General features: G+C 68.4%; 14 protein-coding genes. 9 read left to right on the plus strand and 5 right to left on the minus strand.

The window, feature by feature from the left end:
* Nucleotides 1–86 precede the first annotated feature (86 nt).
* Complete coding sequence (locus tag ACE3TE_RS04535; protein ID WP_374602588.1) at nucleotides 87–779, minus strand: DUF6498-containing protein; 693 nt, start codon at nucleotides 777–779, stop codon at nucleotides 87–89.
* Nucleotides 776–1426, minus strand: coding sequence for a hypothetical protein (locus ACE3TE_RS04540; protein WP_374602590.1), 651 nt, complete (start codon nucleotides 1424–1426; stop codon nucleotides 776–778). Before ACE3TE_RS04540 ends, ACE3TE_RS04535 begins: the two co-directional genes overlap by 4 nt.
* Before the next feature lie 464 nt (nucleotides 1427–1890).
* On the opposite strand from ACE3TE_RS04540, the gene ACE3TE_RS04545 reads away from it, so the two are divergent.
* The 6 genes from ACE3TE_RS04545 (at nucleotide 1891) to ACE3TE_RS04570 (ending at nucleotide 8407) form a co-directional block, all read left to right on the plus strand.
* The gene (locus tag ACE3TE_RS04545; RefSeq protein WP_374602592.1) at nucleotides 1891–2991 is read left to right on the plus strand and encodes a Glu/Leu/Phe/Val dehydrogenase dimerization domain-containing protein; all 1101 of its coding nucleotides are present in this window, start codon (nucleotides 1891–1893) and stop codon (nucleotides 2989–2991) included.
* Nucleotides 2992–3142: 151 nt separating this feature from the next.
* Complete coding sequence (locus ACE3TE_RS04550; RefSeq protein WP_374602594.1) at nucleotides 3143–4300, plus strand: isovaleryl-CoA dehydrogenase; 1158 nt, start codon at nucleotides 3143–3145, stop codon at nucleotides 4298–4300.
* A gap of 144 nt (nucleotides 4301–4444) precedes the next feature.
* The gene (locus ACE3TE_RS04555; protein ID WP_374602596.1) at nucleotides 4445–5620 is read left to right on the plus strand and encodes an acetyl-CoA C-acyltransferase; all 1176 of its coding nucleotides are present in this window, start codon (nucleotides 4445–4447) and stop codon (nucleotides 5618–5620) included.
* 203 nt (nucleotides 5621–5823) lie between these two features.
* Nucleotides 5824–6198 (plus strand): hypothetical protein, encoded by a 375-nt coding sequence (locus ACE3TE_RS04560; RefSeq protein ID WP_374602597.1) that lies wholly within the window; start codon nucleotides 5824–5826, stop codon nucleotides 6196–6198.
* A 157-nt stretch (nucleotides 6199–6355) separates the two neighbouring features.
* Nucleotides 6356–6700: a hypothetical protein gene (locus ACE3TE_RS04565; RefSeq protein ID WP_374602599.1), complete on the plus strand. Its 345-nt coding sequence runs from the start codon at nucleotides 6356–6358 to the stop codon at nucleotides 6698–6700.
* A gap of 99 nt (nucleotides 6701–6799) precedes the next feature.
* Nucleotides 6800–8407: a carboxyl transferase domain-containing protein gene (locus ACE3TE_RS04570; RefSeq protein ID WP_374602601.1), complete on the plus strand. Its 1608-nt coding sequence runs from the start codon at nucleotides 6800–6802 to the stop codon at nucleotides 8405–8407.
* Nucleotides 8408–8487: 80 nt separating this feature from the next.
* On the opposite strand, the gene ACE3TE_RS04575 is transcribed toward ACE3TE_RS04570, so the two are convergent.
* From ACE3TE_RS04575 to ACE3TE_RS04585, 3 genes are read right to left on the minus strand one after another with little or no spacing between them, the layout of a single operon-like run.
* A complete protein-coding gene (locus tag ACE3TE_RS04575; RefSeq protein ID WP_374602602.1) occupies nucleotides 8488–8730 on the minus strand; it encodes a DUF6587 family protein in 243 nt (80 codons plus the stop codon).
* A gap of 31 nt (nucleotides 8731–8761) precedes the next feature.
* The gene (locus ACE3TE_RS04580) at nucleotides 8762–10597 is read right to left on the minus strand and encodes a ferrous iron transporter B (RefSeq protein WP_374602604.1); all 1836 of its coding nucleotides are present in this window, start codon (nucleotides 10595–10597) and stop codon (nucleotides 8762–8764) included.
* Entirely contained in the window at nucleotides 10594–10839 is a 246-nt protein-coding gene (locus tag ACE3TE_RS04585; RefSeq protein ID WP_374602605.1) for a ferrous iron transport protein A, read from the minus strand. Before ACE3TE_RS04585 ends, ACE3TE_RS04580 begins: the two co-directional genes overlap by 4 nt.
* Nucleotides 10840–11021: 182 nt before the next feature.
* On the opposite strand from ACE3TE_RS04585, the gene ACE3TE_RS04590 reads away from it, so the two are divergent.
* The 3 genes from ACE3TE_RS04590 to ACE3TE_RS04600 are packed head-to-tail and all read left to right on the plus strand — an operon-like array spanning nucleotide 11022 to nucleotide 14812.
* On the plus strand, nucleotides 11022–11807 hold the full coding sequence (locus tag ACE3TE_RS04590; RefSeq protein WP_374602607.1) for an enoyl-CoA hydratase-related protein: 786 nt from the start codon (nucleotides 11022–11024) through the stop codon (nucleotides 11805–11807).
* Nucleotides 11808–11864: 57 nt separating this feature from the next.
* Nucleotides 11865–13922 (plus strand): acetyl-CoA carboxylase biotin carboxylase subunit, encoded by a 2058-nt coding sequence (locus tag ACE3TE_RS04595; protein WP_374602609.1) that lies wholly within the window; start codon nucleotides 11865–11867, stop codon nucleotides 13920–13922.
* Nucleotides 13919–14812 carry a hydroxymethylglutaryl-CoA lyase gene (locus tag ACE3TE_RS04600; protein WP_374602610.1) on the plus strand — a complete coding sequence of 298 codons (894 nt, stop codon included), beginning with the start codon at nucleotides 13919–13921 and terminating at the stop codon, nucleotides 14810–14812. Before ACE3TE_RS04595 ends, ACE3TE_RS04600 begins: the two co-directional genes overlap by 4 nt.
* Nucleotides 14813–14914: the final 102 nt, after the last annotated feature.

Genomic DNA, 14914 nt, shown 5'->3' on the forward strand with positions numbered 1-14914 from the left:
CTTAAGACGGAATCGGCCGATTGTAGCGCCCCGCCGCGGCCTGCCCCAGCCGGCCGCACCGGGTCATAGGGGCGGGGGACAAGCCCTCATACCTGCAGGCGCTTGGCCAGCGCGCTGTCCTTGGCTCCCGGCGTGCCGCCGAACACCCAAAGCCCCAGGTCGATCGCGGTCTTGAGCGCCAGCAGCACCACCAGGGCGGCCAGCGGCTCGCCCAGGGCCTCCACCGCGAAACCACCGAAGATCAGCGTGACGTGAAGCACCACGATGCGGCTGTAGGGCTGGAACATCAGCGCCATCGGGTTGACGCGCCGGTAGGCGCCGGTGGAAATGAAATCCGCCCAGGTGTGCACCAGGTGGACCAGCGCGATGCCTGCCAGTGCCGCCGGCAGGGCCGGATAGAGGGCGACGAAGCTCGACAGCAGTTCCCAGGGCATCTCCAGGTCGTCGGGCCCGCCGCCGGTGAACAGCTGCATCACGAACAGGCCATGGCCCGCGGTGAACATCCCGAAGTGCACGCAGAAGAAGGGGATCAGGAAAAGCTTGAAGGCCCAGAAGGGGACGTTCGCCGGATCGGCCGCCAGCATGCGGCCCACGTTGATGCCGCCCAACACCAGGTTCTCGGCCCAGAACAGCGCCATCAGGAAGCCCACGTCCCAGCCCCACAACAGCACGCCGAACAGCGGGATGGCATTCGCCAGCACCGTCAGCACGCCGCCCAGGCGTCCGCGGGAGAGGGGTTCGAGACGCGGGACCTCGTCCCGCCCGGCCGTCGCGCTCACCCGCCGAGCGCCTTGCAGAAGGCCTTGGCGAAGGCGCTGCGGCGGATGTCGGCGTCGTCACGGGTATCGCCGGGCACGCGGCGCAGGCTGGCCTTCTCCAGGCGGTCGATGTCGGCGCCGCGGCGGAAGGCCACTTCGCGCTGGATCCGGGCGCGCTGGTGGTCCGACAGCCCTGAGCGCAGGTGCAACTCGTTCTCCGCCAGCACCCGCCAGGGCACGAAGACCGCGTGCAGCCGGTCCTCGTCGATGGTGAAGAAGCCGGCGCCGAACAGGTCCACGTGCACCGCGTGCGCCTGCAGCATCCAGTCGCCTCCGTCGCGGTAGCGCAGCGTGCTGGTGAGGGTGCCGGTGGGCGCGACCGGCGCCCGGCCCAGACGAGCCTCGCCGCTGAGCAGGATGCCGCGCAGGTCGGCCAGCGGGTTGGACAGGGTTTCGTCGCCAGCGCGCAGGATGACGTTGCCGCCCTCCCAGTCCAGGCCGGTGAGGTGGCCGTAGAGGATCTCGCCGCCGGCCATCAGCAGCAGCACCTTGTGCAGGTCAGGCGCGACCTCGCCCATCCAGCGCGGCGGCTGCGGCAGGCCGTACAGGACCCCGGCGCCGTAGCCGAAGGTGCCCGGGAGGTCGTCGACGCGGGTGGTTTCGCCCATGGCCGCAGTTTAGCCACGGGAAGGGGACGGAGGTAATTTGCCCGAAGGTGTTCGGGCGCCGGAGGAGGGCCGGGCAAATTACCTCCGTCCCCAAAAAAAGGGCGACCACGCGGTGGTCGCCCAATGAACCCTGCTCTAGGGTTGGAGGCTGGCGGTTCTCCGGGGAGAGACAAAACCGCCAAGCATTGGATCCAACGCCGGGACCGGCGCGTTTCGGCCATTGAACAGGGCGACGACCGCCGGACGGCTGTTCCCGGCCGACGGACGCGGATCCCGACGTCGTGAAGGCGGCCCCTGCCCGGTTAGAGCGTTTGCTTTACACTACGCCGCGCCGGAAACCGGCGAGGCCCTGCACGCCAAATATGCAGGCCATTCAAATCAATAACTTGCGGACGTTTTTTCAAGTTCTTTCGCGTGAGGCGCCGACACCCGGCCCCGCGCAGTCCGCCAGACCGGAGCCTTCCATGATCTTCGAAACCATCTCGACCTCGAACCACGAGGAAGTGGTGTTCTGCCACAACAAGGACGCGGGCCTGAAGGCCATCATCGCGATCCACAACACCGTGCTGGGCCCGGCCCTGGGCGGTACGCGCATGTGGCCGTACGCCAGCGAGGAAGAGGCCCTGAAGGACGTGCTGCGCCTGAGCCGCGGCATGACCTACAAGGCGGCCGTGTCGGGCCTGAACCTGGGCGGCGGCAAGGCGGTGATCTGGGGCGACCCGAACAAGGACAAGTCCGAAGCGCTGTTCCGCGCCTTCGGTCGTTTCGTCAACTCGCTGGGCGGCCGCTACATCACCGCCGAAGACGTGGGCATCGACGTCAACGACATGGAATACGTGCTGCGTGAAACCGACTACGTCACCGGCGTGCACCAGGTGCACGGCGGCTCGGGCGACCCGTCGCCGTTCACCGCCTACGGCACGCTGCAGGGCCTGATGGCCGCGCTGCAGGTCAAGTTCGGCAACGAGGAAGTGGGCAACTACTCCTACGCCGTGCAGGGCGTCGGCCACGTCGGCATGGAGTTCGTGAAGCTGCTGCGCGAGCGCGGCGCCAAGGTCTTCGTCACCGACATCAACAAGGACGCCGTGCAGCGCGCCGTCGACGAATTCGGCTGCGAGGCCGTGGCCCTGGACGACATCTACGACGTCGACGCCGACGTGTACTCGCCGACCGCCCTGGGCGGCACGGTGAACGAGAAGACCCTGCCGCGCCTGAAGTGCAAGGTCATCTGCGGCGCCGCCAACAACCAGCTGGCCAACGACGAGATCGGCGTCGAGCTGGAAAAGCGCGGCATGCTCTACGCCCCGGACTACGCCGTGAACGCCGGCGGCCTGATGAACGTCTCGCTGGAAATCGACGGCTACAACCGCGAGCGCGCCATGCGCATGATGCGCACCATCTACTACAACCTGGGTCGCATTTTCGAAATCGCCAACCGCGACAAGATCCCGACCTACATGGCCGCCGACCGCATGGCCGAAGAGCGCATCACCGCCATCGGCAAGCTGCGCCTGCCGCACCTGGGCGCCGCCGCCCCGCGCTTCCAGGGCCGCCGCGGCAACTGAGCAAAACCGGGGTCAGAGTCGAATTTCACAGGCTCTGGCCCCGCCCTGCTGCAATAAGAACGGGGTCAGGTTCACTTGTCGCCGGCTGACCCCGGTTCACCGGGTTTGCACGGGCGATAAGTGAACCTGACCCCCTTTACTGGAGTAGTCGATGCGCACGTTCCCCCTCGGTGAAGACCTCGATGCCCTGCGCGACGCCGTCCGGCGTTTCGCCGAGAGCGAGATCGCCCCGCGGGCGGCGCAGGTCGACCACGACAATGCCTTCCCGCAGGACCTGTGGCCCAAGCTGGGCGAAATGGGCCTGCTGGGCATGACCGTGCCCGCCGAATTCGGCGGCTCGGAGATGGGCTACCTGGCGCACCTGGTGGCGATGGAGGAAATCTCCCGCGCCTCAGGGTCCGTCGGCCTTAGCTACGGCGCGCACAGCAACCTGTGCGTGGCCAACCTCTATGCAAACGGCAGCGACGAGCAGCGTCGCAAGTACCTGCCCAAGCTGTGCAGCGGCGAAAGCAAGGGCGCGCTGGCGATGTCCGAACCGGGCGCCGGTTCCGACGTGGTCGGCTCGATGAGCTGCCGCGCCGAACTGCGCGACGGCGTCTGGGTCGCCAACGGCAACAAGATGTGGATCACCAACGGCCCCGAGGCCGACGTGCTGATCGTCTACATGCGTACCGCCGGCAAGGATGCCGGTTCGCGCTGCATGACCGCCTTCCTCGTCGAAAAGGGCATGAAGGGTTTCTCGACCGCGCAGAAGCTCGACAAGCTGGGCATGCGCGGCTCGAACACCTGCGAGCTGGTGTTCGAGAACTGCGAGATCCCGGCCGAGAACGTGCTGGGCGAAGTGAACCAGGGCGTGAAGGTCCTGATGAGCGGCCTAAACACTGAACGCCTGGTGCTGACCGGCGGCCCGCTGGGGCTGATGCAGGCGGCCCTGGACATCGCCCTGCCCTACGTGCGCGAGCGCAAGCAGTTCGACCAGGCCATCGGCACCTTCGGCCTGATGCAGGGCAAGATCGCCGACATGTACACGGCGCTGCAGTCCTCCCGCGCCTTCGCCTACCAGGTGGCCCGCGACTTCGACGCCGGCCACGCCAGCCGGGTCGATTCCGCCAGCTGCCTGCTGCACGCCAGCGAGTCGGCCGTGCAGGTCGCGCTGGAAGGCATCCAGGCCCTGGGCGGCAACGGCTACATCAATGAATACGCCACCGGCCGGATCCTGCGCGACGCCAAGCTCTACGCCATCGGCGCCGGCACCAACGAAATCCGCCGCATGCTGATCGGCCGCGAACTCTTCGAAGACCGCGCCTGATCCAGCCTCCTGTAGGAGCGGCTTCAGCCGCGAATGTTTTGACTTTGCCCTTGGCAAAGAACCCCTTCGCGGCTGAAGCCGCTCCTACAAGGGGGGTGGTGGGCAGCCTATAATGGGAAATTCCCCACACCTCCCGGAGCCACCATGTCCAAGGTCGTCATCGCCGGTGCCAAGCGCACCGCCCTCGGGGCCCTGCTGGGCCAGTTCACCGGCGTGTCCGCCACGCAGCTGGGCAGCACCGCCATAAAGGCCGCGGTTGAACAGGCCGGCGTGGCCGGCGACAAGGTGGACGAAGTGATCATGGGCTGCGTGCTGCCCGCCGGCCTGGGCCAGGCCCCTGCCCGCCAGGCGGCGCTGGGCGCCGGGCTGCCGACCGGCGCCGGCTGCACCACCATCAACAAGGTTTGCGGCTCGGGTATGAAGGCCATCATGATGGGCCACGACCTGATCAAGGCCGGCTCGGCCCGCGTCGTCGTTGCCGGCGGCATGGAGTCGATGACCAACGCCCCGCACCTGCTTATGAACTCGCGCACCGGCACCAAGTACGGCAGCGCCGAGATGCTCGACCACATGGCCTGGGACGGCCTCACCAACCCCTACGACAAGCAGGCCATGGGCGTGTTCGGCGAGCAGTGCGCCGACAAGTACAGCTTCACCCGCGAGCAGCAGGACGCCTACGCCGCCGAATCCGTGCGCCGCGCCCTCGCCGCCCAGGCCGACGGCAGCTTCAAGGACGAAATCGCGCCGGTCACCGTCAGCGGCCGCAAGGGCGACGTGGTGTTCGACACCGACGAACAGCCGGGCCGCTGCAACATCGACAAGATCCCCACCCTGCGCCCGGCCTTCAAGAAGGACGGCACGATCACCGCCGCCGCTTCGTCGTCGATCAACGACGGCGCCGCCGCCGTGGTGCTGGCTTCCGAGGAGGCTGCCAAGGCCCAGGGCCTGGCGACGATCGCCACGATTGTTGCGCACTCCACGCACTCCCAGGCCCCGGAGTGGTTCACCACCGCCCCGGTCTCGGCCATCCAGAAGGTGCTGGACAAGGCCGGCTGGAAGGTCGAAGACGTCGACCTGTTCGAGGTCAACGAAGCCTTCGCCGTCGTCGCCATGGCTCCGATGAAGGACCTGGGCATCGCCCACGACAAGCTCAACGTGCACGGCGGTGCCTGCGCCCTGGGCCACCCGATTGGTGCGTCTGGCGCGCGTTTGGTGGTCACCCTGGTCAATGCGCTCAAGCGCCGCGGTGGCAAGCGCGGCGTCGCCGCCCTGTGCATCGGCGGCGGCGAGGCGACCGCCCTGGCGATCGAATTGCCCTGATCCCGGCCCCACAAGCTCCGGGACCGCCCCCCCCCGGGGCCGATCACAAGCCGCATTCGTCTGCGATCATCAATTCGTTCAATTTTGGTTAAAACAAACGAACGCTTGACTCCGGTTCAGTTCCTGACATGATTTTGCCGACGTGTTCGCGTGCTGAAGGACACGTTTCAGATTTCCCATACGTCCAGACGAGGAATTCACCCATGTCCCTGAACAAGATCCTGCTCGCCACGGCCCTGGGCCTGGCCCTGGCGGCCTGCTCCAACCAGGCTGAGCAGGCGGCCGATTCGGCCGAAGACGCCGCTGCCGCTGCTTCCGACGCCGCCGCCGAAGCGGCCGATGCCGCTGCCGCCGCGACCGACGCCGCGTCCGATGTCGCTGCCGACGCTGCTGCCGATTCGGCCGACGCCGCTGCCGACGCCGCCGGCGTGGCCGCTGACGCCGCCGCCGACGCTGCATCTGCCGGCTCCGACGCGATGGCTGATGCCGCTGCCGACCTGGCCGACGAGGCCGCGGAAGTGGCCGAAGGCGCCGCCGAAGCCGCCGAAGAAGCCGCGGACGAAGCCCAGGACGACTGATCCAACGCATCGGCTCGCAACGTAAAAACCCGGGTGCGGCCTCGGTCGCACCCGCTTTTTATCAGACGGGCTTGCGCTGAAGCTGGCGCACCCGGTTATGCTGTACTACGGCGACCCTCCCGGGTCGCGACAACCACCAATTTTGGGGAGACACACCATGCGTAATCCGACTTTCGCCCTGGCCACCGCCATCGCCCTGGCCTTCGGCCTGGCCGCCTGCAGCCCGCAGACCGAGCAGGAAGCTGAAGAAGCCGGCGCCGCCATCGAGAACGCCGCTGAAGAGACCGGTGACATCGCCGAGTCCGCTGCTGCGAACGCCGAAGCCGAGATGGAAGAAGCGGCTGCCGCCACCGAAGCCGCGATGGAAGAAGCCGGTGAGAACATCGAGCAGGCCGCCGAGGCCGTCGGTGACGCCACCGAGAACGCCGTGAACGAAGTGGGCGAAGAAATCGACGAAGCGGTCACCACCGACGCCGAAGGCGAGATCGACGACGCCAACTGAGCGTCAGCGCCAGCAACACCCGAAACCGCCGGCCTCGTGCCGGCGGTTTTTTTTCGCCGGGACGCTTAAACTCCGGGGATTGCCCCACGAAACCCGCGCATGAGCATCCTCAGCAGCCACATCGATCCCCGCGACCCCGCCTTCCAGGAAAACGACGCGCAGCTGCGCGCCGCCGTCCGGGACCTCGAGGCTCGCCTGGCCCGGGTGGCCGAAGGCGGCGGCGAGAAGGCCCGCAAGAAGCACACCGAACGCGGCAAGTTGCTGCCGCGCGAGCGCATCGCCGCCCTGCTCGACCCCGGTTCGCCCTTCCTTGAGCTCTCGGCCCTGGCCGCAGGCGGCATGTACGACGACGCCGCGCCGGCCGCAGGCGTCATCACCGGCATCGGCCGCGTGAACGGCATCGAAGTGGTGGTCGTGGCCAACGACGCCACGGTCAAGGGCGGCACCTATTTCCCGATGACCGTGAAAAAGCACCTGCGGGCGCAGGAAGTGGCGCTGGAGAACCACCTGCCCTGCATCTACCTGGTCGATTCCGGCGGCGCCTTCCTGCCGCTGCAGGACGAGGTTTTCCCCGACAAGGAGCACTTCGGGCGCATCTTCTACAACCAGGCCCGGCTGAGCGCGAAGAACATCCCGCAGATCGCCGTCGTCATGGGCAGCTGCACCGCCGGCGGCGCCTACGTGCCGGCGATGTGCGACGAATCGATCATCGTGAAAGAACAGGGCACGATCTTCCTCGGCGGCCCGCCGCTGGTGAAGGCCGCTACCGGCGAAGTGGTGGACGCCGAATCGCTGGGCGGCGCCGACGTGCACACGTCCGTCAGCGGCGTCGCGGACCATTACGCCGAGAACGACCGCCACGCGCTGCAGATCGCGCGCGACATCGTGAAGCACCTCAACCGCCGCAAGCAGCTCCCGGTGGCCGTACAGGCGCCCAGCGAGCCGCTCTACCCGGCCGAACAGCTCTACGGCGTCATCCCCAAGGACACCCGCCGACCTTTCGACATCCGCGAGGTCATCGCGCGCGTGGTGGACGGCAGCGAATTCCAGGAATTCAAGGCGCGCTATGGCAAGACCCTGGTCTGCGGCTTCGCGCATATCCACGGTTACCCGGTCGGCATCGTCGCCAACAACGGCATCCTGTTCGCCGAGAGCGCGCTCAAGGGCGCGCACTTCATCGAGCTGTGCAACCAGCGCGACATCCCGCTGGTGTTCCTGCAGAACATCACCGGCTTCATGGTCGGCAAGAAGTACGAAAACGCCGGCATCGCCAAGGACGGGGCGAAGATGGTCACCGCCGTGGCCTGCTCGCACGTGCCCAAGTTCACCGTGGTCATCGGCGGGTCCTTCGGCGCCGGCAACTACGCCATGTGCGGCCGCGCCTACGGCGGTCGTTTCCTGTGGATGTGGCCCAATGCCCGCATCAGCGTGATGGGCGGCGAACAGGCCGCCAGCGTTCTGGCGACGGTCAAGCGCGACGGCATCGAAGGCGCCGGCAAGACCTGGAGCGCCGACGAGGAAGAAGCCTTCAAGGCCCCCATCCGCGACCAGTACGAACACCAGGGCCACCCCTACTACGCCAGCGCCCGCCTCTGGGACGACGGCATCATCGATCCCGCCGACACCCGCCGGGTGCTCGGCCTGGCCCTTTCCGCCAGCCTCAACGCCCCCATCGAAAAAGACCGCTTCGGCGTCTTCCGGATGTAGGGGAACGGGGACAGGTACATTTTGCGCCCGTGCATCCACAGGTTCTCCGGGAAAAGCCGGGCGCAAGATGTACCTGTCCCCTAATCGCAGCCCCTGCAGGTATTGCAGCCACCCGTACCGCAGGCCGCCGCGCTGGCCTGCATCGGTGGCCGGAGCGATTGCCCCAGGCGCTTCAGCCAGCCCGGCCTGCCATCGCGTTCCAGGAAAAACGACAGCCTCGCCTGCGCCTGCCAGGCCATCCGCGGCGCCAGCCGTCGCAGCACGGACACGCTGCAGGCCAGCACGATGGCGAGCACCACCAGCGATTGCAGCAGCGGGCTCATGCGGGGCTCCCCGGCGTCAGCAGGCCATCGCTCATGACATCAGCCACGCGGTCAGCTGGTAGGTGATCAGCGAAGCGATGTACGCCAGCGCGAACAGGTACACCGTGGCGTAACCGGCCTGCTTCCAGCTGTTGGTCTCGCGCCTGATCACCGCGATCGTGGACAGGCACTGCGGCGCGTACACGTACCAGACCAGCAGCGACAGCGCCGTGGCCAGCGACCAGTCGGCCGCCAGCAGCGGCGAGAGCTGGGTGATGGCCTCGCTGTCGCTGCTGGCCGACAGCGCGTACACGGTCGCCAATGCCGCCACGGCGACTTCGCGCGCCGCGAGGCCGGGAATAAGGGCGATGCAGATCTGCCAGTTGAAGCCGATCGGCGCAAAGAAGGGCTCGAGCCAGTGGCCGATGCGCCCGGCAAGGCTGTAGTCGATGGCCGGCAGTGTGGCGCCTTCCGGCGGCGCCGGGTAGCTGGCCAGGAACCACAGCAGCACCGTCAGCGACAGGATGATGCCGGTGACCCGGCGCATGAAGATGCTCGCGCGCTCCCATAGGCCGATGCCCAGGTCCATCGGATTGGGCAGCCGGTAGCTCGGCAGCTCCAGCAGCAGCACGTGTTCGCCTTCGGTATGGCGCACCTTCTGGATGACCCAGGCGGCGCCCATCGCGCTGACGATGCCGGCCACGTACAGGCCGAACAGCACCAGCCCCTGCAGGTTGAACGCGCCCCACACCGTCTGGTCCGGGATGAAGGCGCCGATCAGCAGCGTGTACACCGGCAGCCGCGCCGAGCAAGTCATCAGCGGCGCCACCATGATTGTGGCCAGGCGATCGCGCGGATCCTGGATCGAGCGCGTCGCCATGATCCCTGGGATGGCGCAGGCGAAGCTCGAGAGCAGCGGAATGAAGCTGCGGCCGGTCAGGCCCGCGGCGCGCATCGGCTTGTCGAGCAGGAAGGCGGCGCGCGGCAGGTAGCCCGATTCTTCCAGCGCCAGGATGAAGACGAACAGCAGCAGGATCTGCGGCAGGAACTCCATCACCGTGCCCAGGCCGGCGAAGATGCCGTCCTGCACCAGGCTGCGCAGCGGCCCTTCCGGCAGCAGCGCGCCGAGGTTTTCGCCCAGCACGCCGATCCAGCCGGCCAGGGTGTCCTGCAGCGGCCCGGCCCAGCTGAAGACCGCCTGGAACATCAGGAACATCACCGCCGCCAGGATCAGCAGGCCGAACACCGGGTGCAGCAGCCAGCGGTCAAGGCGGTCGTCGAGCCGGCTGGTCCGCGCGGGCATCGCCACGGTTTCAGCCAGCAGGGCCTGGACCTGGGCGTGCAGGTCGCCGTGGTCGTCGCCCGGTGCCGGAGCCTCCGGCATGGCGCCATCAAGCTTTGCCAGCAGCGCGGCTGCGCCTTCGCGCTTCACCGCGATGGTTTCGACGACGGGAATGCCCAGGCGTGCCTGCAGCGCGGGCACGTCGATGCTGATGCCACGACGCCTGGCCTGGTCCATCTGGTTGAGCGCAAGCAGCATCGGCTTGCCCAGCCGCCGCACTTCCAGCACGAAGCGCAGGTGCAGGCGCAGGTTGGTGGCGTCGGCGACGCAGACAAGAAGGTCGGGCACCGGCTCACCGGGCAGCTCGCCGTGGCAGGCGGCGCGGGTGATCGCCTCGTCGGGACTGGTGGCATCGAGGCTGTACGCGCCCGGCAGGTCGAGCACGCGCACGCTGCGCCCGGCCGGCGTCCGGAACAGGCCTTCCTTGCGCTCTACAGTGACGCCGGCGTAGTTGGCCACCTTCTGCCGGCTACCGGTGAGGCGATTGAACAGCGCGGTCTTGCCGCAGTTCGGGTTGCCCACCAGGGCGATGTTCAGCGCGCTCATTTCGCGGCAGGAACCTCGAGTTTCACCCGTGCAGCTTCCTGCCGGCGCATCGCGAAGCGGGTGAAGCCCACCTGCACGAGCAGCGGCTCGCCGCCGAGCGGGCCGCGGGTCAGCAGGCGCACGCTTTCGCCGGGCACGAAGCCGATGTCGCGCAGGCGTCGCGCCACGGCGTCGCCGGGGCTGGCGTCAAACACATCGGAGACGATGGCGTCGTGGCCCGTGGGCAGATCGGCGAGGACCATGGAGGGCGGCTCAGGTGAGAATGATTCGCATTATATGCCCTTCCCGGCCCGCGCAACAGCCGCCGGGGTCGGATTTGGGGAATTGGCGACAGGTGCATTTAATTCCCGGGGAATTAAATGCACCTGTCCCCTGATCCTCGCGGCCCACCCGTTATCATTGGGGCTTGCCTCGAGGAGACCGCATGCCCTCCGCCATCCGACTGGACCACCACGGCGCCGTCGCCCGCCTGACCCTGGACCGGGCGTCCGTGCACAACGCCTTCGACGACGCCCTGATCGCCGAACTCACCGAGGCCCTGCAGGCCCTGGATGCCAACCCGGACGTGCGCGCCGTCGTGCTCACCGGCGACGGCAGCACCTTCTCGGCCGGCGCCGACCTCGGCTGGATGCGCCGCATGGCCCAGGCCAGCGAGGACGAAAACCGCGCCGATTCGCTGCGCCTGGCGAAACTGATGCGCACCCTGAACTTCCTGTCCAAGCCGACCCTGGCGCGGGTTAATGGCTCCGCCTACGGCGGCGGCGTCGGCCTGGTCGCCTGCTGCGACTACGCGATCGGCGTCGAGCAGGCGAAGTTCTCGCTGTCGGAAGTGAAGCTGGGCCTGGTGCCGGCGGTGATCTCGCCCTACGTGGTGCACGCAATCGGCGGGCGCCACGCGCGCCGCCTGTTCACCGGCGCCGAAGTGTTCGAGGCGCGCGAAGCGCTGGCCATCGGCCTGCTGCACGAGGTCGTTTCGCCGGAGCAGCTCGACGAACGCCTGGACCGCACCCTGCACTTCTGGGTCAAGGGCGGGCCGGTGGCGCAGCGCGAGGCCAAGCAGCTGGCCCTGCGCATGTCGGGCATGACCCCGGAATCGGCCGAGCAGACAGACATCGCGAATGCCGCGCTGATCGCCCGTCTCCGCGTTTCCCCGGAAGGCCAGGAGGGACTCACCGCCTTCCTCGAGAAGCGCCGGCCGGTGTGGTCCTGAGCGGGCGCCGGGTAAACTCCGGCGGCTGCCTTCGTCTTCCTCCGTGGCCAAGACCAAATGTTTGAAAAAGTACTGATTGCGAACCGCGGCGAGATTGCCTGCCGGGTCATCCGCACCTGCCGCAAGCTGGGCATCCGCACGGTGGCCGTGTATTCCGAGGCCGACGCCGGGGCGCAGCATGCGCGGCTCGCCGACGAGGCCTGGCCGATCGGCGGGCCGCGCCCGCAGGACAGCTACCTGCGCGGTGACGCCATCCTGCAGGTCGCGAAGAAGAGTGGCGCCCAGGCCATCCACCCGGGCTACGGTTTCCTCAGCGAGAACGCCGATTTCGCCGAAGCCGTCGAAGCCGCGGGGCTCGTCTTCATTGGTCCGCGCGCCGCGTCGATGCGCAAGATGGGCAGCAAGGCCGGCGCCAAGCAGCTGATGGAAGCCCGCGGCGTGCCCGTGGTGCCCGGCTACACCGGCGAAGACCAGGATCCCGGCCGCCTGCAGATCGAAGCCGACGGCATCGGCTACCCGCTGATGATCAAGGCCGCGCACGGCGGCGGCGGCAAGGGCATGCGCATCGTGCGCGCCAGCGAGGACTTCGCCGCGGCGCTGGAAAGCTGCCAGCGCGAAGCCACCGGCGCCTTCGGCCGCGACCGCGTGCTGTTAGAGCGTTTCGTCGAAACCCCGCGCCATATCGAGATCCAGGTCTTCGGCGACAGCCACGGCCAGGTCATCCACCTCGGCGAACGCGAATGTTCGGCCCAGCGCCGCTACCAGAAGGTCGTGGAAGAATCGCCCTCGCCCTTCGTCACGCCCGAACTGCGCCAGCGCATGGGCCAGGCCGCGGTGGAAGCCGCCCGCGCCATCGATTACGTCAACGCCGGCACCGTCGAATTCATCGTCGGCCCGCAGGGCGATTTCTACTTCATGGAAATCAACACCCGCCTGCAGGTCGAGCACCCGGTCACCGAGCTGGTGACCGGACTGGACCTGGTGGAATGGCAGCTGCGCGTGGCCGCCGGCGAGAAGCTGCCGCTGGCGCAAGGCGCGATCGAACGCCGTGGCCACGCCATCGAAGTGCGCCTTTATGCCGAGGATCCCGCGCAGGGTTTCCTGCCCGGCTCGGGCAAGCTCGAGGTGCTGCGCCTGCCGGAAGCCAGCGAACACGTTCGCCTGGACACCGGCGTGGTCGAAGGCGACACCGTCACCATCCACTACGATCCGATGATCGCCAAGCTGATCGTGCACGACGTCGACCGGCCGCGCGCCCTCGCCCGCCTGCGCGAGGCGCTGGCCGACTGCGAAGTGGTTGGCCCCAAGTCCAACATCGCCTTCCTGGAAAAGCTGGTGCGCCACCCGGAGGTGGTGAACGGCACCATCCACACCGCCTACCTGGACCGCCATCTCGACGACGTGTTGCCCAGCGAAGACCCGCTGCCGCCGGCCTTGCTGGCCCTGGCCGCCACCGCCTGCCTGCTGCACGACGAAGACGCCACCCACGCCGCCACCGCCGGCAGCCCGGACCCGCATTCGCCCTGGGGCATCGCCGACGGCTGGCGCCTGGGCCATGGCGGCGAGCGCCTGCTGTGCTTCCTGTACCGGGGTGAACGCCTGGAGCTGCGCGCCCACGGCAGCGCCGGCGATTACACGCTGGAAGGCGACGGGCTCTCGCTGCGCGTCGAAGGCGCCGGGTTCGTCGCCGGCCGGCTGGTGGCGCGCGTGGACGAGCGCCAGCAGCGCGTGCGCGCCCGCGCCGACGAGCGCCGCGTGCTGGTTCACGACGGCGACCAGCGTTTCACGCTTGAGCGCGTGCCGGCCTTCCTGTTCGACGAAGGCGATGCCGCCGCCGGCGCCGACCGCCTGACCGCTCCGATGCCGGGCCGCGTGGTCGTGGTGAAGGCCGAGGCCGGCCAGGCCGTCGAGGAGGGCCAGGAGCTGGTGGTGATGGAAGCCATGAAGATGGAGCTGAGCCTGCGTGCGCCGCGCGCCGGCACGGTCGAAAAGGTCCAGGCCGCGGAGGGTGAGTTTGTCGAAGCCGATGCCGTGCTCGTCACCTTTGTGGGAGGGACTTCAGTCCCGAAAGAATCGGGACTGAAGTCCCTCCCACAGGGGGAGAAGTCCGAATGAGCCTGCCGAGCGAAGTGCGCATCGTCGAAGTCGGCCCGCGTGACGGCCTTCAGAACGAAAAGACGCTGGTACCGACGGCCGACAAGATCGAACTGATCGATCGGCTGTCGGCCACCGGGCTGCGCTGCATCGAGGCCACCAGCTTCGTCAGCCCGAAGTGGGTGCCGCAGATGGCCGACGCCGCCGAGGTGTTCACCGGCATCACCAAGGCACCGGGCGTGGCCTACCCGGTGCTGGTACCGAACCTGCAGGGCTACGAACGTGCGCTGGCGGTCGGCGCCACCGAGGTCGCGGTGTTCAGCGCTGCTTCCGAAGCCTTCAACCGCAAGAACATCAACGCATCGATTGACGAGAGCATCGAACGTTTCCTGCCGGTGCTCGAACGCGCCGGCGCCGACGGCGTGAAGGTGCGCGGCTACGTGTCCACCGTGCTGGGCTGCCCATACCAGGGCGAGGTGCCGCTGGCCGACGTAGTTCGCGTGGCGCGCCGCCTGCACGAGGCCGGCTGCTACGAAATCTCGCTGGGCGACACCATCGGCATCGGCACGCCCGGCAAGGCGCGGGCAATGCTGCGGGCGGTGGCGGCGGAAGTGCCTATGGCCGCGCTGGCCGTGCATTTCCACGACACCCGCGGCCAGGCGCTGGCGAACATCCTGGCCTGCCTGGAAGACGGCGTGGCGGTGGTCGATTCGTCCGTGTCCGGCACCGGTGGCTGCCCCTACGCCCCCGGCGCCAGCGGCAACGTGGCCACCGAGGACGTCGTGTACATGCTCGACGGCCTGGGCGTGAAGACCGGCGTGGACCTGGCGAAGCTGGTCGAAACCGGCCGCTGGCTGGCCGGCCGGCTCGGCCGCAGCTCCGGCAGCAAGGTCACCCTCGCCTCCGCCTGACCGTCTGCTGTAGGAGCGGGGGGGGGGGGGGGCGGGGGGGGGGGGGCCCCCCGGGGGGGGGGGCGGGGGGCCGCGCGGGCGGCCGGCCGCGGGGGGGGCGGC

It is taken from the genome of Arenimonas sp. (assembly GCF_041919775.1).
GTDB lineage: Bacteria > Pseudomonadota > Gammaproteobacteria > Xanthomonadales > Xanthomonadaceae > Arenimonas.

Coding starts and splice junctions, on each gene's coding strand:
- ACE3TE_RS04540 (WP_374602590.1), bottom strand. CDS start 1,426: ATGGGCGAAACCACCCGCGTCGACGACCTCCCGGGCACCTTCGGCTAC.
- ACE3TE_RS04545 (WP_374602592.1), top strand. CDS start 1,891: ATGATCTTCGAAACCATCTCGACCTCGAACCACGAGGAAGTGGTGTTC.
- ACE3TE_RS04550 (WP_374602594.1), top strand. CDS start 3,143: ATGCGCACGTTCCCCCTCGGTGAAGACCTCGATGCCCTGCGCGACGCC.
- ACE3TE_RS04555 (WP_374602596.1), top strand. CDS start 4,445: ATGTCCAAGGTCGTCATCGCCGGTGCCAAGCGCACCGCCCTCGGGGCC.
- ACE3TE_RS04560 (WP_374602597.1), top strand. CDS start 5,824: ATGTCCCTGAACAAGATCCTGCTCGCCACGGCCCTGGGCCTGGCCCTG.
- ACE3TE_RS04565 (WP_374602599.1), top strand. CDS start 6,356: ATGCGTAATCCGACTTTCGCCCTGGCCACCGCCATCGCCCTGGCCTTC.
- ACE3TE_RS04570 (WP_374602601.1), top strand. CDS start 6,800: ATGAGCATCCTCAGCAGCCACATCGATCCCCGCGACCCCGCCTTCCAG.
- ACE3TE_RS04575 (WP_374602602.1), bottom strand. CDS start 8,730: ATGAGCCCGCTGCTGCAATCGCTGGTGGTGCTCGCCATCGTGCTGGCC.
- ACE3TE_RS04580 (WP_374602604.1), bottom strand. CDS start 10,597: ATGAGCGCGCTGAACATCGCCCTGGTGGGCAACCCGAACTGCGGCAAG.
- ACE3TE_RS04585 (WP_374602605.1), bottom strand. CDS start 10,839: ATGGTCCTCGCCGATCTGCCCACGGGCCACGACGCCATCGTCTCCGAT.
- ACE3TE_RS04590 (WP_374602607.1), top strand. CDS start 11,022: ATGCCCTCCGCCATCCGACTGGACCACCACGGCGCCGTCGCCCGCCTG.
- ACE3TE_RS04595 (WP_374602609.1), top strand. CDS start 11,865: ATGTTTGAAAAAGTACTGATTGCGAACCGCGGCGAGATTGCCTGCCGG.
- ACE3TE_RS04600 (WP_374602610.1), top strand. CDS start 13,919: ATGAGCCTGCCGAGCGAAGTGCGCATCGTCGAAGTCGGCCCGCGTGAC.